A 20,728-nucleotide genomic window follows, 5' to 3' on the forward strand; every position below is an offset into this window, starting at 1 on the left:
AAAAAATTACTTTAACCATCCTGCAATTGCGTTGATGAATCTCTCTTGCTGGTCTACAAAAGGATAATGCGAACAATTATCAATAAGTTTCAAATTTTTATCCGAGACAATACTTTTCATATTGTTCAATTGTTTTGCTGAAAAAATACCGTCTTGTTTTCCGTAAATTGCAAATAGTTTTACATTGTGTGTCTTTATTTTCTTTAAAATTGATTTTGTGTCGATGTTGTTTCGACTTTCATTTTTATAAAACAAAATCGGCGCATTATCATTTCTGATATTATTTTTACCAACTTCACTTGACTCATAATTTGCTCTTAGTTGATTGGACTCTGCAGTCGGATTTGGCATTTTAAAATAATTGTTGTGACTCGCAATTTCATAAGTTTTCTTTCGATATTCGGCTGAATTTTTATCTAAAATCTCAGTTTCAACAATTTTAGTTAGTATCAGGCTATCTTTTTTTTCTTCGGCAATTTGTTTTGAAGATTTTAAGATGTGGTCATATGTTTCCTGTTGCGAAAATAGTGCGCCAACCAGAATCAAAGATTCCACTTTTTTAGGATTTTGTTCAGAAAAAAGCGTTCCCACTAGCCCTCCAAAACTGTGTGCAAGTATATTTGCTTTTTTGAGGTGATATTTTTGATACAACCCATTCAAATCTTTAATTGCTTCCTGAAAAGTGAAAGTTGCGCTAGTGTCAACCGAACGACCTTCTCCACGTCTATCGTAAACGATGACGAAAAATCCTTTGTCGGCCAATGTTTGCGCAGTAGTTTCTTCAAAAAGAGTCGAATTTCCTCTCGGTCCTCCGTGGATGAAAATAATCGCGGGATTTTCGTTGTTCCCGTAGGATTTTGAATAGATTGTTGATGCTTGAGCTTTTATTATCTGTGTAGTGAGTACACAAAACAATATTAAAATATATTTTGACATTGGAATTCTAAATTTTGAGTAAATTATTTTAGCTTGACTAATACTTCACAACTTGTTTCAGATGATGTTCCAGATGAGTAATATAATCATTAATTAAAAATTCGATAGTCAAAGATTGTTCACCCAATAGACATTCACGTTGCAAATTGTCTTGTGAAATTCTACTGACCAATTCCAAGATTTGCTTGTTGTAAACCGTCCAAAAATCAATGATTTGTTTTTTGTCGATTTCTTGATAATGATTATAATAATTCCAATTGTTTTGGTCATACACAATATTTGGTTTTTCTTCAAACTGAGCACGCACAAACCGCTGGTGATTATTGGTAGCACTATCTATAAGATGTCCAATAATCTCCTTTTTGCTCCATTTATCTGCCCTCGTTTTTTGACTGAACGTTTCATCATCTATACTCAACAATAGATTTGGAATTATTTCACATAGATATTTAAGTCTGTCAATTGTATTTGATATCATTTAATGTTTTGTATTTTAATTTACTAATGATAATTTCGTTTTGCCCACATTTTACAAGGCTTTATCCATTCGTCCGAAGCGATGTAAAGAAATCCGTGTTTCAAACCTGTGTTCAATTCAATTTCTTTAAAATGATTGATTTTAAGTTTTGAAGTTTCTTTTCGCCTAATTGCTGAAACACCAAATATGTCAGATTTCTCATAGATTGTCAAAATATTCCCACAAAACTGGATTTCGGGAATCTCTTCAATATCAGAATCTTGAAAACTGCCAATAAATACAAAATTCAAATCTGGATTTTTCGCAAAAGTGGAAACAAATTGTGCAATGTAACCACCTTTTGAAGTTCCGATAACCGTGATGTGATTGGGCTGAACACCTTTTGAAATTAAACTGTCGATTTGAGAAACGACTTTGTTTGCAAATGCACGTTCATTGGCTTTTGTACTTCTTTTTTCGCTGAAAACCACAAAGCCGTCATTTTTGAAAGACTGTAAAATGCCTTTGTAATCAACTGTTACGTTGTATTTATCTGCGAAATTTCCATCAGGATTTTCTTCAAGAAATTTATTATGCAGAAAGAAAATATAATCTTTTTCGGTTCCTTTTTTATTTGAATGACAACCTACAAAAACTAAAAATAGCAATGCGGGAATGATATAAAATTTAGTGTTCATCTAATTCAAAAGTTGAGAATCCATCACAATATTTCTGATTTCCTGCTCGAAATAATAGGCAATATCAAAGTTTTCATTCGCCACATTTTCCATTACGATAACGCTCGTTTTGGTCTTTGGATAATATAGATTGACCGCCGTAAAACCTTCGCGCGGATGAAAACCCGTGTGCCCGATTTCGTAGATATCAGCCTTGTCATTGATTCTCAAACCGTAGCCATAACCAATCGGATTTTCACTGAAAAGTTGATGTGTTGCTGTGGTGGAATAATTGGTCATCAATTTATATGTTTCGGGTTTCAACAGTTTTCCGTTGTGCAAACACTCATTCCATTTGGCCAAATCCGGTGCGGTCACAATCAGATGACTTCCAAAATAATAAGAAGTTTCAAAACCTGATTTTTCATTCAATTTGAAACTGCCGTCTTTTCTAATGGTGTGGCCTTTTGTCAAAAATTTACTGTTGTTTTCGTTAGGATAGGTGCTGTCAGTCATCTTGCATTTTTTGAATAATGCCCTCACCAATTCCTCGTAACTTTTCCCACTTTGTTTTTCCAAAACCAATCCCGCGACAGAATATCCGACATTAGAATAACTGAATTCCGTTCCCGTTTTCAATTTCAAAGTAGGTTTCAAATCATCGCTGTAAAGTCCCGAAGTGTGATTTAGTAAATGATGAACGGTAATGGAATCTGCCCACGAATATTTGAAATCCGGCAAATATTTGCGAATTGGGACGTGCAAATCAATCGTTCCTTTTTCAACTTCCTGCAAAATCAAGGTTGCTGTAATCTGCTTGGCGATGGACATTGTCGAAAATCTATCGTTAATTTTCAAAGGCGTTTTCTTGTTGAAATCCACGTAACCGAAAGCCTTAGAATATTTTTTCTTTCCATTTTGTTGAATGAAAACGACTCCGTTGAAAGTACGTAGAGTGGTGCTTTTGATTAAGCTGTCAATTTTAGCTGAATAATCGTCCTTTTGTTGTGCTTCGGCTTTACAAGATGTCAGTAGAATAGCGACAACAAAGCCAGCCAGTTTGAAAAAGTGTCTCATTTGTGTTTTTGAAATTGGTTAAAAGTTTTTGTTTTTATTATTGAAATTACTCCAAAAGGTCCGGTCGTCTTTCCTTCGTCACTCGTACCGCTTCGTCGTGCAACCAATCTTCAATGGCTGAAGTGTTTCCGCTTAACAAGATTTTTGGGACAGATAATCCTTTGTAAGTTTCTGGTCTTGTGTAGATTGGAGGCGAAAGAAGATTGTCCTGGAAACTGTCTGTCAATGCGCTCTGCTCATCATTCAAAACGCCTGGCAAAAGTCGGATGACGGAATCTGCCAAGACGCACGCTGCCAATTCTCCACCTGTCAAAACGTAATCTCCGATGGAAATTTCCTTCGTGATGTGAAGGTCACGAACACGTTGGTCAACACCTTTGTAATGTCCACAAAGGAAAATCAGATTTTTTTTGATTGAAAGTGTGTTGGCAATTCTTTGGTTCAAAGTTTCGCCTTCCGGTGTGAGATAGATGATTTCGTCGTATTCTCTTTGCGATTTCAGTTCAGAAATACAGAGGTCCAAAGGTTCGACTGTCATTATCATTCCTGCACCACCGCCATAAGGTTCGTCATCCACTTTGCGGTGTTTGTTGGTGCTCCAATCTCTGATATTGTGAAAATGCACTTCTGCCAATCCCTTTTCCATCGCTCTTTTCAAAATCGAGGTTTGGAACGGGCTTTCCATCAGTTCTGGAAGTACACTTATGATGTCTATTCGCATAATTATAAATGATGAATGATGAATGATAAGTGATGAATTGCAATCAATTATCATTTATCAGCTATCGATTATATTACTGTTCTGTAGCGTTTTTTCTTGATGGCGCAATAATTAGCCTTAATGAAGAATCTTTGTTGATATAACTCCACATCCAGTTGAAGAAAATGGCCAGCTTGTTTCTAACACTCAGAATCAGCATCAAATGTAAGAACATCCAGAAATACCAAGCAAGAAATCCCTGAAATTTAAATTTCGGAAGGTCGACAACTGCGCGGTGTTTTCCAATGGTCGCCATCGATCCACGGTCGATATATTCATATTCTGTCCAGTCTTTTTCCGACTCTTTTTTGAAATTCCTAGCCAGATTTTTCCCTTGATTGATGGCCACATTTGCTAGTTGTGGATGCGCTTGTGGATACTTTGGCGTTTCCATATAGGCAATATCTCCAATCGCAAAGATGTTGTCAAAACCTTTAACTTTGTTGTATCTATCAACGATGTATCGGTTTCTCACAAGGTTTTCTATATTAAAATCATCAATAATATTTCCGGTGACGCCCGCTGCCCAGATCACATTGTTTGTTGGAATAGAGTTTCCACTTTTCATATAGATGATCTCGCCGTCGTAATCTGTCACTCGTTCATTTTTTAGAAAATTGACACCCAGTTGTTTTAAATATTCTTCGGCAGCATCTTGGGATTCCTGACTCATCGCTTCCAAAGGTTTGTCGCCGGAACTTATTAAAATAATATTGAGGTCGGAAAAATTCATTCTAGGGTAATCTCTTGGGAGAATGTGGGATTTCATTTCAGAAAATGCACCCGCCAACTCAACACCTGTTGGTCCGCTTCCTACAATTACTAGATTCCAATTCCCATCGTCACTGGCTTTTCTTTCGATGATCATTTTCTCGAAAGTCATTAATATGTGATTACGAATCGTGATGGCTTCCTGTGTGTTTTTCATTCCGAGCGCCAGGTCTTGCATCTTTTGGTTGCCGAAAAAGTTGGTTTTACAGCCTGTTGCGATCACGAGTTTGTCATACGTGAAAACACCGTCTTCGCCAATTACTTTATTTTCAGACGGAATGATTTTCTTCACCTCCGTCATTCGGAACTGAATATTTTTTGACCTTTGAAAAATCTTTCTGAAAGGGAAGGAGATGTTAGAAGGTTCTATCCGTCCGGTTGCCACTTGGTAGAAGAGAGGCTGGAACATATGATGGTTCATTTTATCTATGACCATCACTTTGTATTTTCCTTGATTATTAAGATTCCGTGCAAGTTGCAGACCTGCGAATCCACCTCCGATGATGACAATCTTTTCCCTCATTGCGAATTTTTTATAAAATTAAGGTTTTTATTTCGCTTGGCATTAAGCAAATTTTATGCTGAATGAGATGAGTGAAGTATAAATTTTGTCATATCTAAAATAAAAAAGGAACCCTGCCAAAGTTTGACAGGATTCCAAAAACACAAATGATGAAAAACTAATTTTTATAAAAACCTCCAGCTATGATACCTGCTGAAAAGGATTTTTGAAGTGTACCAGTCAATGAGTAAACGGAAATTTTAGAAACTTCCTGATAATCTTTTGCATCAGAAATGAAAATTTTACCGTCTATGATTTCCAAGGCGTAAATGGTAGAATAATCTGCGAAAGGCGCAATCGTGAAGGCTGGTGCCGGCGTTGTAGTATTTGAGATTGTGGTAACATAAACGTTGCCTTTAGAATTAAATGCAACCTGATTGTTTTCAACGCTCAGATTTTCTCCGTTTGCGATTCCTGCGTATTTGGTTTCTTTTGCAATATTTCCTGCTGCATTGATTTGATACAGATAAGTGTCTGTTCCGTCCTGCGTCAGCGTGTAGACAAAGTTGTCTGCTGCAACCGTTTTGCTGATTTGCCCGTGTGGAAGCGTGATGGTTTTTTCCACTTCGTTGGTAGTGCTAATAACAGAGATTTTGTTTCCAAAACCGTATGATGCGTGCTGAACAAAAACTTTGTTACCAGCAGATACAATTCTCTCAACAGTATCCGTGAACGTAATCTTTTTTACGAAACTGTTGTTGGCAGAATTATAAATGGCAACATATTGATCACCCAAATAGGTGCTGTTGGTGACGTAATAGTTATTGTTTGCAAAAGTGATAAATCTCGGTTGTTTCACATTGTCCGTAATAGTCGCTGTTTTGCTGAATCTGAAACGGTTTACGATTTCAATCTTGTTGGAATTGTTGGCAATGATGTAAGCCTGATCTCCAGAGAATCCCATGTTGTTCACCACATCACCCAGAGCAGTGTTATTTACCTTTTTGAAGATGTTATTTTCTATTGTAGAAATATCTGAAGGGATAAAAGAAACTTCGCCACTTGGTGTTCCGTAATTACCTTCGTTGGTAACCAAAATCCCACTGTAAGAAGTTTCCTGATTGTCGTAAATCTCATCGTCATTGTCACAAGATGCCACTACAAGTAGGATAGAAGCACAAAATGCGGTTAAAAATCTGTTGAATTTCATAATATATTTATTTATTGTTTTTTTATTTGAATTATGTTTATCGCTGAATGCGAGTCAATAATATATTTATTTTTAAAATTTTAAAGTTAGGTTGACAGCATAATTTCTCTTCGGCATAAAGTAATAATTCACCGTTTCATAAATCTGATTCGCAATATTATTCACTTTAAAACCAACTTGAATGTTTTTGATTGGATTAAAATTAATTCCAGCATTCAAAACTAAGAAATCTTCGAGAGAATTACTTTCCGTATTGTTAGTAAATCGCTTGCTGTTATACAAAGCTTGGAAAAAAATTCCAAAGATTTTGTATTGATAGTTGGTGTTGAAATTGATCTGATGAATTGGAACGTAACTCAATTGGTTCTTCGTTTCTTGGTCAATTGCTTTTGTATAAGAATAGCTGATTTGAGAATTTAATTTTTGATTTGTCCAGTTTTTGTTGAAAGATAATTCCGTTTCCAGACCATAAAAATCGACTTTGTCCACATTGATGGGCGACCAGACCGCTGGAGTCATCGGCACCCATTGGATCATATCTTTCATTTTGATAAAATAAGGCGTGATTCCCAATTTGAAATTTTGATAACTAAAATAATGGGACATCTCCGCCTGATACGACGTTTCCGCTCTCAAATCTGGATTTCCACCAGGCGTCCAAAACAAATCGTTGAAAGTTGGCGCTTTGAAATTTCTGGAAATATTGATTGAAGTTTGATACCAATCGCTCACCTTATATTTTCCGCTTGCCGAGAACAAAAACGGACTTTCATAACCTTCTACAAAGTCATATTTACCGCCCAATTCCCAGTAGAATTTTGCCAGTTTTTTATTACTGTAAAGCAAAGAAAGATTGACTTGATTTCTCTTCGGATTCTGAATTCCCGATTGGTAACCTTCGCCTTGATTGTATTGATATTCTGAAATTAGATTAAAAGAAGATTTGTTTGAAACAAAATAATCGAGGTCATTTCGAACGATATATTGTTTCCCTGTTCCACCGCTGGATTTTGCTTTGTTGATGTCACCAAAATATTGAAAATTGTCTTCCAGATAAACCAATTTCAAATCATTTTTTAATTTGTTTGAATGTGATTTCCAACCAGCCAAACTCCTGAAAGTCTGAACTAAATATTTGGGTTTGGTTTGATTTTCATCAAAAATAGGGTAGTGCTGATCGCTGTCGTAATGCTGAGTTTGCCAATAGAATTCGTTGTTTTCAGTAATTTTATAAGCCAAACCAAGATTGAATCCCGTATTTTGATATTGCCCGTTTCTATTAATGAATTTCTTCTCGGGAACTTCATAATCATTGTCACTTTTCGAATGATTTGCAGAAAAACTGAAACTCAATTTCTCATTGCTAAATTTTGTTTTAATGAAAGAATTAAGCGTTCCAAAAGAGCCATATTCAGAAAATAAACTTCCGTGAACACCTTTATCAAAATCCAAAGTGTTATTCAGGTGAACAGAACCGCCAATCGCACCACTTCCGTAGATCACACTTCCACCACCAAATTTGATTCCGACATTTTCATAGCTCAGAAGATTCAAATTATTGATGTCGCCTTGGCCTAAAAATATAGAATTCACATTGATTCCATTCCAAACAAAAGCTGTTCTCTGCGCACCTGTTCCACGGAAAGATGGCGATGAGGTTGCGCCACGGCCATTTTCTTTAATGTAAATATTAGATTGAAATCTCAGAACATCAGAAAGCGATGTCGAATTTTCTAAAATCTGTTCAGAATTGATTCGGGATATTTTCGCCGTTTTTCCAGTCTTATTGAATTGATTATCAATAAATACCGTGTCAATCAAAGATTCCTGAGCGGAAAATTGATGCAAGATTAACAGGGAAAAAAGTGTAAATAGTGGTTTCATTACAATCTGCCTTTCCTCCGAAAGCATTTATTTTTAAATTTTCTCTGGCAGGTCTCCTGACTTTCGCTGATTTTGCGCCTTCTCATCCTTAATTGCAGACAATGGCAAAGATTACAAAATCTCTTTTTTGCGATTTACAGTTGCGGGGACAGTTGAAGATTTACACTTCATTCCCATTTAATCCCGATTTTTCGGGAACCAAATTCTCGACAAATATAATGAAGTTCAAGTGATAATTTAAAATTAGTTAAAACGGCAATTTTCCAATTTCTGCAACATCTCGTTTTTTATAAAAATTCTCCAATGGTTTAGGAAAAGATTTTTCATCCGCCAATTTTTCATCAACAATGATAAAATCATTATCCGAAGCGAATTTTTCCAATTCTTTTTTAGATTCCAATTCGATTGTATTGATCTCGATCGTCATATTTTTATGCGTCAGTTTGTGATTGATGATCTTCGAATTGATAATTAATTCTTCCCATTCTGCAGGAACCGAGGTCGGAAATTCATACAATTTCTTCCAGATGAAATCATTTCCTCTTTGTTTGATGAGAAATTGTTTTTGAAATTTGATGAAGTAATATTTCAGACTCAAATCTGTGACTTTTGCTTTCTTGGTTTTCACAGGAAATTCTGAGATTCTTCCCGTTTGATACGCGATGCAATCATCATTCACAGGACATTCTCCGCAAAGTGGATTTTTTGGTTTGCAGATTTCGGAACCAATGTCCATAATTGCTTGGTTAAAATCCCCAGGTTTGTCTTCTGGCATTATTAATAAAGCCAAATCCGTGAAATATTGAAACGCTTTGGAACTCGACATATCAAAATCATCTGCAAAGATTCGTGACAAAACCCGATAGAAATTCCCATCGATCGCTGGAATCTTTTCATCGAAACAAATACTTGCGACTGCTGCAGCTGTATATTTTCCAACGCCTTTCAGTTTCAGAATGTCGTGATAATGCGTCGGGAATTTACCATCAAATTCCTCGATGATCTGATGTGCCGCTTTGTGGAGATTGATGGCACGGGAATAATAGCCCAAGCCTTTCCAATACAACAAAACTTCATCTTCCGGAGCCTTGTGGAGTTCCTCGACATTCGGGAATCTTTCTATGAATCTGAGGTAATGTCCGAGGCCTTGTTTTACCTGAGTTTGCTGCAAAAGAATTTCGCATATCCATATATTATAAGGATGCTGATTTTCTCTCCAAGGAAGTTGTCTGGCATTAGTATCATACCACTTTATTAGCTTTTTCCCAATGTGAAGAAAATCAGCATTTTGTTTGTTTGTTTTCAAAAATATATCTTATATTTGCACACCAAAAATATAAAGAAAATTATAAAATGACAAAGGCAGAATTGGTAAATACCATCTCGAACAAGCTGGGAGTAGAAAAGAATGATACACAGAAAGTTATAGAAGCATTCATGCAAGAAATCAGAACCTCTATGTATAATGGAGATAACGTTTACTTAAGAGGCTTTGGTTCTTTTATCATCAAAACAAGAGCGGCTAAGACAGGAAGAAACATTTCTAAGAACACAGCAATTGAAATTCCTGCCCACAATATTCCGGCTTTCAAACCTTCAAAAACTTTTGTAGAAAAAGTAAAAACTAAAGTTGCAGTTAAATAATCAATAGAATATAAACGTATAAAAATATAAATTATGCCAAGCGGAAAAAAAAGAAAGAGACATAAGGTTGCAACTCACAAAAGAAAGAAAAGAAGAAGAGCAAACAGACACAAGAAGAAAAAATAGTAATTTTTCAACGTCTTATACATATAAATATAGTTGGTCTTTTGCCAACTATATTTTTGTTTTATATTTACAACCTAATTTAGTAAAAAACCCGTTTATGAAGTTATGAAGAAAGAACTGATAATTTCCAATGAGGAAGACGCTTCAAAGATCGCATTGTTGGAAGATGGACGCCTTTTTGAACTTCACGAGCAGAAAACCAAATCCGATTTCGTAGTTGGTGACCTATTTTTAGGGAAAATAAAAAAACTTGCCCCAAACCTCAATGCCGCCTTCGTGAGCATTGGGACAGACAAAGATGCGTTTCTGCATTACCAAGATCTGGGACCTCAATTTCTATCCTACCAGAAATTCCTGAAAAACACGATTTCCAAAAAACAACAAACGCCAAGTCTCAAAAATGCTGAGCACGCCAAAGACATCGACAAGATGGGAACGGTGGACAAAGTGTTGGCTGCAGGCGATGTTGTACTACTTCAGATCACCAAAGAACCAATTTCAACAAAAGGACCGCGTATCTCTACACAGATCTCGCTTACGGGAAGATTTTTGGTCTTGATTCCTTTTGATAATAAAATTTCGATCTCCAAAAAAGTGAGCGACGGCGCTGAAAAAGAACGTCTTAAAACTTTGATCGAAAGCATTCGTCCAGAAGGTTTTGGTGTCATCATCAGAACAGTGGCTGAAGGGAAGAAAGTGGCTGAACTTCATAACGATATGAATCAGCTGGTGAAAAAGTGGGAAACGACTTTCAAGAATATCCAGAAAAATAAAGTTCCTAGTAAGATTTTAAGTGAAGAGGACAAAGCATCTTCGATTCTGAGAGACAACTTCAACCAGGATTTCGTAAGCATCATTTGTGATGACGAAAAAATGGTGGAGGATATGAAAGCTTACATCGAGGTCATTGCTCCCGAACGTAAGAATATCGTTCAGTTCTACGATTCTCATATTCCGCTTTTGGAATATTACAATGTTGAAAAACAGTTGAAACAGAGTTTCGGAAAACACGTGAATATTCCTGCGTCAAAAGGTGCTTATCTCGTGATTGAGCACACAGAAGCCCTTCACGTGGTGGATGTGAATTCTGGAAACAATATTTCATCCTCATCAACCAACAAAATGCACGCTTTGACAGTCAATAAAATGGCGGCCACAGAGATTGCTAGACAACTTCGTCTTCGCGATATGGGCGGAATCATCGTCGTGGATTTCATAGATATGGTGGATGCGGAACACAGAAAAGAATTGTACGAACATTTCCGAGACGAGATGAAGCGTGACAAGGCAAGACATAAGATTTTACCACCTTCCAAGTTTGGTCTGATCCAGATGACAAGACAGCGTGTCCGCGCAGAAAAAAGCATCGAGACCAACGAAGAAAATCCGAACAAGGACGGCGAGATCATCGCCCCGATCGTGATCATCGAAAAGATGGAAGATTCCATCAGAACCATAATGGCCACAGAGAAAGGAAAACTTTTCCTCCACGTGCATCCGTTTGTAGAAGCTTATCTGACCAAAGGTCTGGCGAGCATCCAAAACAAATGGTTCATCAAATACAAAAAATGGGTAACTATCATTCCTAGAGATTCTTTCAAGATGTTGGAGTTCCATCTCTACAACGCTCAGAAAAAGGAATTGATCAGCTTTTCCAATTAATAAAAATTATAAACTTTGTCGGCAGCGGCAAAGTTTTTTTATTTTATTTTCAAAACTGCGATTTTAGAAATAGTATTTGAAAATTTATTTGTAAAATCAATATAAGCGCTAATTTCTTTCGGCTGAAAAATAATTTGGTTGATAAGAAGAGACCAAGTGATAAATGCCTCGTTATTTTCTTTGTATTCGACAGTTTGAGTATATTGTAATCTACCTTCAAATGCTGAAATAGTTTCTTGGAAATTATCAGTATCTAATTTGTAGCCATCCGGAATTTTAATTTTGAGCTGAATTGTTTTTAAATAGGGAAAATCCAATTCTATTGGATAGTCGCGGTCTTTATCTACTTTCAACTCTTTAATTTTCTCTGTAAAAGGATTTTCGATTAGGACGAAAGATGAATTCGGATTGTCCAAAATCAAATTCTTATAACTGACAGTCCAATCATTAACTTCTTTAATCTTAGGGTCGGAGTTTTTTATAATTGGGGCATTAATAACAAATTGTTTTTCATAAGACTCTGCTTGAAAGTAACCTTTAAACTGATCTCTGATATTTAGCTTCAAAGAATTGTTTATTATTTCTAATTCCTGTTGAGAGATATATTCTGAAAGGTTTGGAGAGACAACTATAAAATTGTCTTCGCCCGAATTTAAATCCAAAACGATATAATTAAAGTAATTAGTAGAAAGATATTTGATTTCTTTAGTTGTGGAAGTTGCTGCATCTATCATTACCCTTTCGTCATTGTCTATGGTTACTATATTGACTAATGTTTGCAGTTTTGAAAAAATAGGATATCCTATGATGATTTTCCCATTGCTTCTCAAACTATTTATAACTAATTGTGATTGAATATTTTTTTCTTTCAAAATACCTTGTAAAAATATATTGAAATCTGCTGCATTACCAGTCTTTAGTTTAATAAAATTTTCTTTCAGATTATTTGTGTTTGCAGCAAGATAATTATCCCATTTATAATTATTCCGAAGATATTGGACGCAGTTTTTCAAGGTCTCCAACTTATTTTCTCCTGACTCTATTTTGGAAGCTATCTCCTGAAAATCGACTTTCTTGATGCTGTTTTTTATATCCCGGTTAATAAGTTTTTTGAACCCCTTCCAAGTCTTCTGTTTGTAGTAATCGTCATCATATCCATATCTGTTCATCATTTGGAACATAATGTATTCTATGTATTCATAGAGATTGTAGACGTGATTGAATTTGCTATAGCTCGGAACATTTCTGAGTTCCCATTCCTTCTTTGATTTTTGATTTGCGTATTTCTCGGTTAATCTCCTTCCTTTTAATATCAATTTATAGTTGGGATCTGAAACAGATCTTACTTTAAAAGATGATGAGATAGTTGGTATAGTATTTTGAAAATCCCAGGGATAAGCGTATAAAATAAATGGTCTTTTCATTTGAACTAGATATTCTATGACAGAACCTACTTTTACATTGGGGAATGCAACTGCTACCTCGGTGATTCCGTTATCTGTTTTGTTGATAATAATATCTTTTTTCTCAATAATGCTTTCAGAAATTTCGCCGTCAAAATTAAGAGTATGAGCCTTCTCAACAGTCACATTGTCAAATCTGGAACTGCTGTTGTAGCTCCATTTTCTATCCACAAACGAATAACCATTTTCCGATAAAATCTTAATCTTTCTGTACAGTAGTAAAGTATAGCCGTCATTTGTAAAAACAAGCTCACCTCTTTCTTTTAAAATTACAGCATCGGCGCTTTGTTCAAAAGGAACAATTTTCAAATCAATCTCTTCCTGAGAGAGTTTTCCCCATTCAAAATCCTGCGAGAAAAACAATGTAAAATTGAAAATCAATAGTAGACTTAAGGCGGATTTCATTCTGGGAGATTAGTTTTACTCAAATATAAAAAAATAAAAATTCCCTTTAACTAATATTTAACGCCCATCATCTGTTATTTACATATTATTGTGATATTTTGGTCATAATTTTGATGCTTTAAAACTAAATAAAAATATATGTCAGGAAAAATTTTATGGATCGATGATGAAGTAGACCTTCTCAAACCTCATATTGTCTTTTTGGAAAACAAAGGTTACACGGTAACGCCCGTGAACAACGTGAATGAGGCTTTGGAATTGATAGAAAAACAAAAATTTGTGCTGACACTTCTGGACGAAAATATGCCTGGGATCTCTGGTCTGGAAGCGATTCCAATGATCAAAGAAAAAGATAACGCGATCAAGATCGTGATGGTCACCAAAAGTGAGGAAGAACACATTATGGAACAAGCAATCGGGTCACAAATCGAGGATTATATCTTGAAACCTGTAAATCCAAATCAGGTCCTTTTATCACTCAAAAAAATCCTTCAAAGTGAATCTCTTGTTGAGCAAAAAACAATCGTTGATTATCAGCAGGAATTCAGAAATCTGAGTATGGAATTGTCTTATTTGAGAACTTATCAAGATTGGGCGGAATATTATAAAAAGATTCTGAATTGGGAAGTAAAATTCGATAAAGTCTCCGATAACGAGTTCGCCGATCTGCTTCAAAATCAAAAAGAAGAAGCGAACATCCAATTCTCGAAATTCATAGAAAATAACTACGAAGACTGGCTTCACGGCAACGATAAACCTATGATGAGCCACACGCTTTTCAAAGACAAAGTGAAACCAGAGGTAGAGAACGACAAAGTCCTTCTTTTGATGGTCGACAACTTGAGATACGACCAGTGGAAAGTGATAGAACCATTATTTACCAAGTTCTACAACAAAACTTCCGAAGATTATTATTTCAGCATTTTGCCAACGGCGACGCAATATGCGCGTAACTCATTCTTCGCAGGATTGATGCCATCAGAAATCGAGAAAAGATTTCCTAATAATTGGTTCAATGACAACGAAGAAGGCAACAAAAACGAATTCGAAAGAGACTTCCTGGAAGACCAAATGAAACGTTTGGGACTATCCAGCAAATCGATGAAATATCTGAAAATCCTAAACTCAGACTTCGAAAAAAAGATTTTAGAGGATTTCAATCAGCACAAGAACAATGACCTGTTAGTGATTGTTTACAACTTCATCGATATTTTGTCCCACGCAAAAACCGATAATAATATTGTAAATCAATTAATTAGAGACGATAAAACCTTCAGGTCGCTCACCTACAACTGGTTCGAGAACTCGTCATTGCTGAAAATCATCAAGTTGGCCGCAGAAAGTGGATTCAAATTGGTGATCACGACCGATCACGGCACAATTTATGTTAAAAAACCTAGTAAGGTAGTTGGCGACAGAGAAACCTCCACCAACATCCGATACAAGACCGGACGAAGTTTGACCTACGAGGACAAAGACGTTTGGGCGGTGAACGACCCAGGGAAACTCTTTCTACCAAAGGGAAATCTAAGTTCAAAATATATATTTGCGAAGAATAATATATTCCTAGCATACCCAAAAAACTATAATCACTTTGTGAATTATTACAAAGAAACTTATCAGCACGGTGGGATTTCCCTCGAGGAGGTCATCATCCCGATAAGCATATTAGAACCCAAATAGTTTTTTCATAGTTTATTTGATTTGGGTTTACCGGGGCGGAAGAAGCGAATGCTTTTTCCGCCTTTTTCTTTTTAGGAGCAAGACGATTGGTACTTCTTTTCACGATTCCAACCCGCTATCCACTATATCTTTTTTGCTTTCACAACATTTGTCATCCAAACAAGATTTCCCCAAAAAGCAAAAAAGGATGCCGTTCCTATCGGGGCTATGTTGAGGTTTGGTATTTCTTTTGACGATTCCATTCAGAATTCCGAACTTTGGTTTTCAGCGAAACTCATTTCCCGGTAATCAACAAAATTTATTCTGAATCACCCAATCTTAAAAGCAAAATTGAAATTATGAAAGACATCGACGCATTACTACAAGAACACCATCTTGACAGGCAGGAAATAGAAGAGTTGCTACAACAAAATGAAAAGATGAATGCAATCAAATTAGTATTTGATAAAACTGGAATAGGTCTGAAAAATTCCAAAGACCTCGTAGAAGCTGTCCAGCGGAAAGAAACACACTTCACGGAAGATAATTCCTCAAGTAACAGCAATGTCTCGGTTAAGACGTTCAACAAAAATGGACAACTTACCGTCAAATTGAAGTTGAACAATCAACCGGAAAAAGTGGTTTTCCCTTCCGACCCAGATTGGGCTGAGGTCAAAAGAGTGATGGGAGACAAACCCGAACTTCTGGCTTACGAAAAAGAATATCTGGAAAACCCGACCAAATTTCAAAGTCAAAAAAATACACTTTTCATAGAAGATGAAGGTTCAAGAAAATGGAAAGTCGTACTTTTGGCAGCTGTTTTCACAATCGTTATTATTTATCTCATTTATTCTAATTCATAAACAATGAAAATCATTTCCTACAACGTCAACGGAATTCGGGCTGCTTTTACAAAAGATTTCCTCGGCTGGCTTAATGTCGCTAGTCCGGACGTCATCTGCATTCAGGAAAGCAAGGCAGGAAATGACCAAATTGATATCGAAAGTCTGGAAAAAGCAGGCTATCACAGTTACTGGCATTCTGCGGTGAAGAAAGGTTACAGCGGCGTAGGAATCGCTTCCAAGGTAAAACCAAACCACGTAGAATCCGGTTGCGGCATTGAAAGTTATGACAACGAAGGCAGGATTATCCGGGCAGATTTTGACGGCTTTTCGGTGATTTCTGTTTACGTTCCGTCCGCTTCAAACATCGAGAGATTGGAATTCAAGATGCAGTTTTGCTTTGACTTTTTAGAATACATCAAAGAACTCAGAAAAACCATCCCGAATCTCATCATCAGTGGCGATTTCAACATCTGTCATCAGACGATTGATATTCACAATCCAATTGGTTTAGCAAATACTTCCGGATTTCTCCCGATGGAACGCGAATGGATGACCAAGTTTATGAATGAAAATAGTTTGACAGACAGTTTCCGGCATTTCAATGACCAGCCGGACCAATATTCCTGGTGGAGTTACAGAGCTGGTTCCAGAGCAAGGAACAAAGGTTGGCGTTTGGATTACAACTTCGTCTCCGAACCTTTGAAAGAAAAAATGACCAGAGCGGTGATCCTCCCAGAGGTCAAACATTCCGATCATTGTCCTGTGATGGTGGAACTATCAATATAAATGATAAGCGATGAATGATAATTGATTTCATTCAGCCGCAATTTTATCATTCATCATTTATCAATCATCAATTATAAAAATCCGTGCACGAGCAATTCAATCTTATCATAGAAATCTTAGGAACCATTTCTTTCTCGATGTCGGGCAGTTTTGCCGCGATGCAGAAACGCTTGGATCCTTTTGGTGTTTTGATCATTGCCTTTGTGACGTCTGTTGGTGGTGGAACTGTGAGAGATCTGCTGCTGGATGTTCCTGTTTTTTGGATGACCGACCTTTTGACGTTTGTATTGATCCTGACGACTTGTGTGTTCACGATGATCTTCAAATCAATTGAGAAGAATTTCAAGGTGACGCTGTTTATCTTCGATAGTTTTGGGTTGGGATTGTTTACGATCATTGGGATCCAAAAAGGATTGAGTTTAGGTTTTCATCCTTTGATCTGTCTGACATTGGGAACCATCACGGGTTGTTTCGGTGGGATCATCCGTGATATTTTGTTGAACAGAATTCCATTGATCTTTCGAAAGGAGATATACGCCACGGCTTGTATCGTAGGTGGAGGAACATTTTTACTGTTGTCGAAATATTCGATCTTGTCTTATACGCTCGTTCAGATCTTTACGATTCTTCTGATTGTTTCTATCAGGACCTTGGCTGTGAAATATCATTGGAGAATTCCGAAATTCTATGGCTACGAAAGTAATCAGGAAATGTAAACACTCGAATCATAGCCCTGATTGCAGTGGAAATCCCACAGCAGGCCCTTCGACAGGCTCAGGACAGGCTGGCTTGCGAGGAATTGCAACGGAAAGCAGGTTCCCGGCTCCTAAAAATAAAAAAAGGATTGAAATAGTTTCAACCCTTTTGATCTGTTATTTAGAATTTTCCTCTTTGTCTCATATGAGGATTGTGCATATGCTTCTGCATCGTTGGCATTTTCATTTGGTCTTTGATCATTTTGATCTGATCGGTCATCATACCTGCAGAATCTAATTGTTTTGCTTCTTCCAGTAATTTTTGAGCTTCAGATTTTCTGCCTTTTGCAAGAGCTGATGCGGCAAGGTTGAGTTTTGCCATTGCGCGGTCGTGCTTCATATTCAGGCCGTAATCCAGCGCTTTTTTCATCAATCCTTCTGTTTTTTGAGGATTGTCCTGAGCGGTTGTCAAAGCCTGCAGATAGTGGAAATAACCGTATTGGCTTTTGTGAAGCTGAGATTGGTAATTGGTGATATTGGATAAAAATTTTGAAGCTTTTTCCATATTCTGTTTTCTGAGTTGCCAAAATGCCAAAAGAATATTTTCGTTTTTGAAGAAAAGCGCAATTGGAATCGCAGATAGAATCACCAAAACGATGCCCCAGCCAAAGTTTCGGTTGAACATCAAATAAACGCCCAAAGCGATAATGACTGCAGCAACTACAAATTTTATGTATTTGTTCATGTTTAAATTTTAGGTTGCAAAGATAATAATTAACGATTGAAATTCCGAATGGGAACTTTATTGATTTCGATTTTAAATTATTGCAATATATTATTTGATATTCGGATTATAATATTAACTTTAATTGTTGATAATTGATTGATTATCAAGTTTTAATTTTGTTTAATCTTAAATAACTAAAGTTATGAAAACAATTACAAATTCATTAATCGCTGGCTTATTTCTGTCAAGTCTATTTTGTTTTTCTCAACAAACTACAAATCCGCTAGCCAATACGCAGTGGAAAGGTATTGCTAATGTTCCGACACCAGCTGAGGTTGTTTTTAGGTTTAATACAGATGATCTTGATCTTCTTTACCAAGGAAACGTCATTGAGAAAATGAAATATTCTTTCACAGACCAAGGCACCTTGAAATTGGTGAAGATTGAAGGCAATTCTCCTTGCGACTCTAAGGATGAAGGTTTGTACAAATATCAAATTGCCAATGATACGCTCACTTTTATAATTATGAATGACAATTGCGGAGAAAGGCAAGCAGCTTTTGATGGCAATGGTTACAAAAAAGTAGTTGCAGGAATGGCTGAGTAGGTTTAGGAATTAAAAAACTCCCAAACCACTTTTGCTTTCACTTTTCCGAGGATTTCCTCCAAGGTCACGATATCCGCTTCTTTGATTCTTTTGACAGATTTCAGTTTTGTCAAAAGCATTTCTATGGATTTTGGACCTACGCCCGGGATTTGTTCCAGTTCAGATTTGATGGTCGAATTTGTTCGTCTCGTTCTGTGATGTTTCACGCCAAAACGGTGAGCTTCATCTCTCACGCGTTGGAGGATTTTCAGCGTCTCCGCTTTTTTATCAATATACAAAGGAATAGAATCTTCTGGGAAATATATTTCCTCCAGACGTTTTGCAATCCCGATAATTGTGATTTTTCCGTAAAGTCCGAGTAGTTTCAAGCTTTTGACTGCCGAAGACAATTGTCCTTTTCCACCATCAATTAGAATGAGTTGTGGCAAAGGTTCGCCTTCTTCCAGCAATCTTCGATAACGGCGATAGATGACTTCTTCCATCGTTTTGAAATCATCAGGACCAACCACGGTTTTCGGATGGAAAATTCTGTAGTCCGCTTTGCTCGGTTTCCCGTCTTTGAAAACCACACACGCCGAAACAGGATTGGTTCCCTGAATATTCGAGTTGTCAAAACCTTCAATATGTCTGGGCTCAACGGGCATTCTTAGGAGTTTTTGCATTTCTGCCATTATTCGGTTGGTGTGTCTTTCTGGGTCGATGATTTGGACTTGCTTTAGTTTTTCAAGTCTGTATTCCTTCGCATTTTTCTCGGAAAGTTCTACGATTCTTTTTTTGTCGCCGACTTTTGGGACAATCAATTTGACATTCGGGATTTCCAAACCGAGATGAAAGGGAATCAAAATCTCTTTGGAGGTGGAATCAAATTTCTGACGAATTTCCACCAGAGCTTCCTCCAACATATCTTCATCGCTTTCCTCTAAAACTTTCTTGATTTCGGTCGTAAAACTTTGAACGATGGAGCCATTTCTGATTTTAAAATAATTAACGTAAGCCGCCGTTTCATCGCTCGTCATACCGAAAACATCAACATCATCGATGCTTGGATTCACGACGGTATGTTTTTCCTGATAATTTTCGAGAGACTCGATATTATTCTTAATCATCTGAGCCTTTTCAAACTCAAGATTCGATGCGAAACGGAACATTCTTTCTTCCAGATATTTCTTTGCAAAGCGGAAATCACCTTTGATAATTCCTCTTATCGCCTCTACTTTTTCATCGTAATCTTCCTTAGATTCCAAATCTTCACAAGGTCCGTTGCAGTTTTTGATGTGATATTCCAGACAAACTCTGTATTTTCCTTCAGCAATTTTAGTTGGAGCAAGATTCAGATTACACGTTCTTATTTTATAAAGATTCTTAATCGTATCAAGCAGAACTCTAGCTGGTTTTACTTTGGCGTAAGGTCCAAAATATTCGGAGCCGTCTTTTATTTTGGTTCGGGTCAAAAATATTCTTGGAAAATCTTCATTCTTGATGCAAATCCAAGGATAGGTTTTGTCATCTTTCAGCATCACGTTGTAGAATGGCTGATGCGCTTTTATGAGATTGTTTTCCAATAAAAGTGCGTCGTATTCGCTGTTCACAACGGTTGTTTCCAATCTATGAATCTTCGAAACCATTATTCTGGTTCGGTAACCATTTTGATTTTTGTTGAAGTAGGAGAGGACTCTTTTGTTGAGATGTTTTGCCTTTCCGACATACAAAAGCTGGTCGTTCTTATCATAATAACGATAAACGCCTGGTTCCGATGGAAGTGTTTTGAGCTGAAGTTCTAAGTTGGGATTCACAGAGCAAATTTACGGAATGATATTGATTCGTGAGAATTG

General features: G+C 36.7%; 19 protein-coding genes and 1 riboswitch. Of the genes, 7 read left to right on the forward strand and 12 right to left on the reverse strand.

Annotated elements, in window-relative coordinates:
• Window positions 1-6 precede the first annotated feature (6 nt).
• The 9 genes from PQ459_05700 to mutY all read right to left on the reverse strand — a co-directional run bounded on the left by PQ459_05700 (window position 7) and on the right by mutY (window position 9,580).
• Window positions 7-936: an alpha/beta hydrolase gene (locus PQ459_05700; GenBank protein WDF47974.1), complete on the reverse strand. Its 930-nt coding sequence runs from the start codon at window positions 934-936 to the stop codon at window positions 7-9.
• A gap of 37 nt (window positions 937-973) precedes the next feature.
• Entirely contained in the window at window positions 974-1,414 is a 441-nt protein-coding gene (locus tag PQ459_05705; protein WDF47975.1) for a DinB family protein, read from the reverse strand.
• A 23-nt stretch (window positions 1,415-1,437) separates the two neighbouring features.
• Complete coding sequence (locus PQ459_05710) at window positions 1,438-2,091, reverse strand: alpha/beta hydrolase (GenBank protein ID WDF47976.1); 654 nt, start codon at window positions 2,089-2,091, stop codon at window positions 1,438-1,440.
• Window positions 2,092-3,147 (reverse strand): serine hydrolase, encoded by a 1,056-nt coding sequence (locus PQ459_05715; protein ID WDF47977.1) that lies wholly within the window; start codon window positions 3,145-3,147, stop codon window positions 2,092-2,094. It lies immediately after the preceding gene.
• A gap of 46 nt (window positions 3,148-3,193) precedes the next feature.
• Complete coding sequence (gene trmD, locus PQ459_05720; GenBank protein ID WDF47978.1) at window positions 3,194-3,868, reverse strand: tRNA (guanosine(37)-N1)-methyltransferase TrmD; 675 nt, start codon at window positions 3,866-3,868, stop codon at window positions 3,194-3,196.
• A 73-nt stretch (window positions 3,869-3,941) separates the two neighbouring features.
• A complete protein-coding gene (locus PQ459_05725) occupies window positions 3,942-5,201 on the reverse strand; it encodes an NAD(P)/FAD-dependent oxidoreductase (protein WDF47979.1) in 1,260 nt (419 codons plus the stop codon).
• Between the two features lie 157 nt (window positions 5,202-5,358).
• On the reverse strand, window positions 5,359-6,390 hold the full coding sequence (locus PQ459_05730) for a hypothetical protein (GenBank protein ID WDF47980.1): 1,032 nt from the start codon (window positions 6,388-6,390) through the stop codon (window positions 5,359-5,361).
• A gap of 72 nt (window positions 6,391-6,462) precedes the next feature.
• Entirely contained in the window at window positions 6,463-8,274 is a 1,812-nt protein-coding gene (locus PQ459_05735) for a TonB-dependent receptor (GenBank protein ID WDF47981.1), read from the reverse strand.
• A gap of 28 nt (window positions 8,275-8,302) precedes the next feature.
• Window positions 8,303-8,492, reverse strand: a riboswitch (cobalamin riboswitch).
• 29 nt (window positions 8,493-8,521) lie between these two features.
• On the reverse strand, window positions 8,522-9,580 hold the full coding sequence (mutY, locus tag PQ459_05740; GenBank protein ID WDF47982.1) for an A/G-specific adenine glycosylase: 1,059 nt from the start codon (window positions 9,578-9,580) through the stop codon (window positions 8,522-8,524).
• Between the two features lie 47 nt (window positions 9,581-9,627).
• On the opposite strand from mutY, the gene PQ459_05745 reads away from it, so the two are divergent.
• Both PQ459_05745 and PQ459_05750 read left to right on the forward strand, forming a co-directional pair.
• A complete protein-coding gene (locus PQ459_05745; GenBank protein ID WDF47983.1) occupies window positions 9,628-9,918 on the forward strand; it encodes an integration host factor subunit beta in 291 nt (96 codons plus the stop codon).
• Between the two features lie 231 nt (window positions 9,919-10,149).
• Window positions 10,150-11,706: a ribonuclease E/G gene (locus PQ459_05750; GenBank protein ID WDF47984.1), complete on the forward strand. Its 1,557-nt coding sequence runs from the start codon at window positions 10,150-10,152 to the stop codon at window positions 11,704-11,706.
• A 38-nt stretch (window positions 11,707-11,744) separates the two neighbouring features.
• Here the strand turns inward: PQ459_05750 and PQ459_05755 are convergent, their stop codons facing one another.
• Window positions 11,745-13,574, reverse strand: a complete 1,830-nt coding sequence (locus PQ459_05755; GenBank protein ID WDF47985.1) for a DUF3857 domain-containing protein — start codon at window positions 13,572-13,574, stop codon at window positions 11,745-11,747.
• A 138-nt stretch (window positions 13,575-13,712) separates the two neighbouring features.
• Between PQ459_05755 and PQ459_05760 the strand changes: the two genes are divergently transcribed.
• The 4 genes from PQ459_05760 to PQ459_05775 all read left to right on the forward strand — a co-directional run bounded on the left by PQ459_05760 (window position 13,713) and on the right by PQ459_05775 (window position 17,583).
• Entirely contained in the window at window positions 13,713-15,257 is a 1,545-nt protein-coding gene (locus PQ459_05760; protein WDF47986.1) for a PglZ domain-containing protein, read from the forward strand.
• 338 nt (window positions 15,258-15,595) lie between these two features.
• The gene (locus PQ459_05765; GenBank protein ID WDF47987.1) at window positions 15,596-16,099 is read left to right on the forward strand and encodes a hypothetical protein; all 504 of its coding nucleotides are present in this window, start codon (window positions 15,596-15,598) and stop codon (window positions 16,097-16,099) included.
• 3 nt (window positions 16,100-16,102) lie between these two features.
• Window positions 16,103-16,867, forward strand: coding sequence for an exodeoxyribonuclease III (locus PQ459_05770; protein ID WDF47988.1), 765 nt, complete (start codon window positions 16,103-16,105; stop codon window positions 16,865-16,867).
• An 83-nt stretch (window positions 16,868-16,950) separates the two neighbouring features.
• Window positions 16,951-17,583, forward strand: coding sequence for a trimeric intracellular cation channel family protein (locus PQ459_05775; GenBank protein ID WDF47989.1), 633 nt, complete (start codon window positions 16,951-16,953; stop codon window positions 17,581-17,583).
• 160 nt (window positions 17,584-17,743) lie between these two features.
• On the opposite strand, the gene PQ459_05780 is transcribed toward PQ459_05775, so the two are convergent.
• Window positions 17,744-18,307, reverse strand: coding sequence for a DUF2892 domain-containing protein (locus tag PQ459_05780; protein WDF47990.1), 564 nt, complete (start codon window positions 18,305-18,307; stop codon window positions 17,744-17,746).
• 184 nt (window positions 18,308-18,491) lie between these two features.
• Here PQ459_05780 and PQ459_05785 point away from each other — a divergent pair, with 184 nt between their 5' ends.
• Window positions 18,492-18,896, forward strand: coding sequence for a hypothetical protein (locus tag PQ459_05785; GenBank protein ID WDF47991.1), 405 nt, complete (start codon window positions 18,492-18,494; stop codon window positions 18,894-18,896).
• A 2-nt stretch (window positions 18,897-18,898) separates the two neighbouring features.
• Here the strand turns inward: PQ459_05785 and uvrC are convergent, their stop codons facing one another.
• On the reverse strand, window positions 18,899-20,689 hold the full coding sequence (uvrC, locus tag PQ459_05790) for an excinuclease ABC subunit UvrC (GenBank protein WDF47992.1): 1,791 nt from the start codon (window positions 20,687-20,689) through the stop codon (window positions 18,899-18,901).
• Between the last annotated feature and the right edge of the window lie 39 nt (window positions 20,690-20,728).

It is taken from the genome of Chryseobacterium sp. KACC 21268, assembly GCA_028736075.1.
Classification (GTDB): Bacteria; Bacteroidota; Bacteroidia; order Flavobacteriales; family Weeksellaceae; genus Epilithonimonas.

Coding starts and splice junctions, on each gene's coding strand:
- PQ459_05725 (WDF47979.1), bottom strand. CDS start 5,201: ATGAGGGAAAAGATTGTCATCATCGGAGGTGGATTCGCAGGTCTGCAA.
- PQ459_05710 (WDF47976.1), bottom strand. CDS start 2,091: ATGAACACTAAATTTTATATCATTCCCGCATTGCTATTTTTAGTTTTT.
- PQ459_05745 (WDF47983.1), top strand. CDS start 9,628: ATGACAAAGGCAGAATTGGTAAATACCATCTCGAACAAGCTGGGAGTA.
- PQ459_05730 (WDF47980.1), bottom strand. CDS start 6,390: ATGAAATTCAACAGATTTTTAACCGCATTTTGTGCTTCTATCCTACTT.
- PQ459_05755 (WDF47985.1), bottom strand. CDS start 13,574: ATGAAATCCGCCTTAAGTCTACTATTGATTTTCAATTTTACATTGTTT.
- PQ459_05760 (WDF47986.1), top strand. CDS start 13,713: ATGTCAGGAAAAATTTTATGGATCGATGATGAAGTAGACCTTCTCAAA.
- PQ459_05705 (WDF47975.1), bottom strand. CDS start 1,414: ATGATATCAAATACAATTGACAGACTTAAATATCTATGTGAAATAATT.
- PQ459_05700 (WDF47974.1), bottom strand. CDS start 936: ATGTCAAAATATATTTTAATATTGTTTTGTGTACTCACTACACAGATA.
- trmD (WDF47978.1), bottom strand. CDS start 3,868: ATGCGAATAGACATCATAAGTGTACTTCCAGAACTGATGGAAAGCCCG.
- PQ459_05735 (WDF47981.1), bottom strand. CDS start 8,274: ATGAAACCACTATTTACACTTTTTTCCCTGTTAATCTTGCATCAATTT.
- PQ459_05715 (WDF47977.1), bottom strand. CDS start 3,147: ATGAGACACTTTTTCAAACTGGCTGGCTTTGTTGTCGCTATTCTACTG.
- PQ459_05750 (WDF47984.1), top strand. CDS start 10,150: ATGAAGAAAGAACTGATAATTTCCAATGAGGAAGACGCTTCAAAGATC.
- PQ459_05765 (WDF47987.1), top strand. CDS start 15,596: ATGAAAGACATCGACGCATTACTACAAGAACACCATCTTGACAGGCAG.
- PQ459_05770 (WDF47988.1), top strand. CDS start 16,103: ATGAAAATCATTTCCTACAACGTCAACGGAATTCGGGCTGCTTTTACA.
- PQ459_05785 (WDF47991.1), top strand. CDS start 18,492: ATGAAAACAATTACAAATTCATTAATCGCTGGCTTATTTCTGTCAAGT.
- PQ459_05780 (WDF47990.1), bottom strand. CDS start 18,307: ATGAACAAATACATAAAATTTGTAGTTGCTGCAGTCATTATCGCTTTG.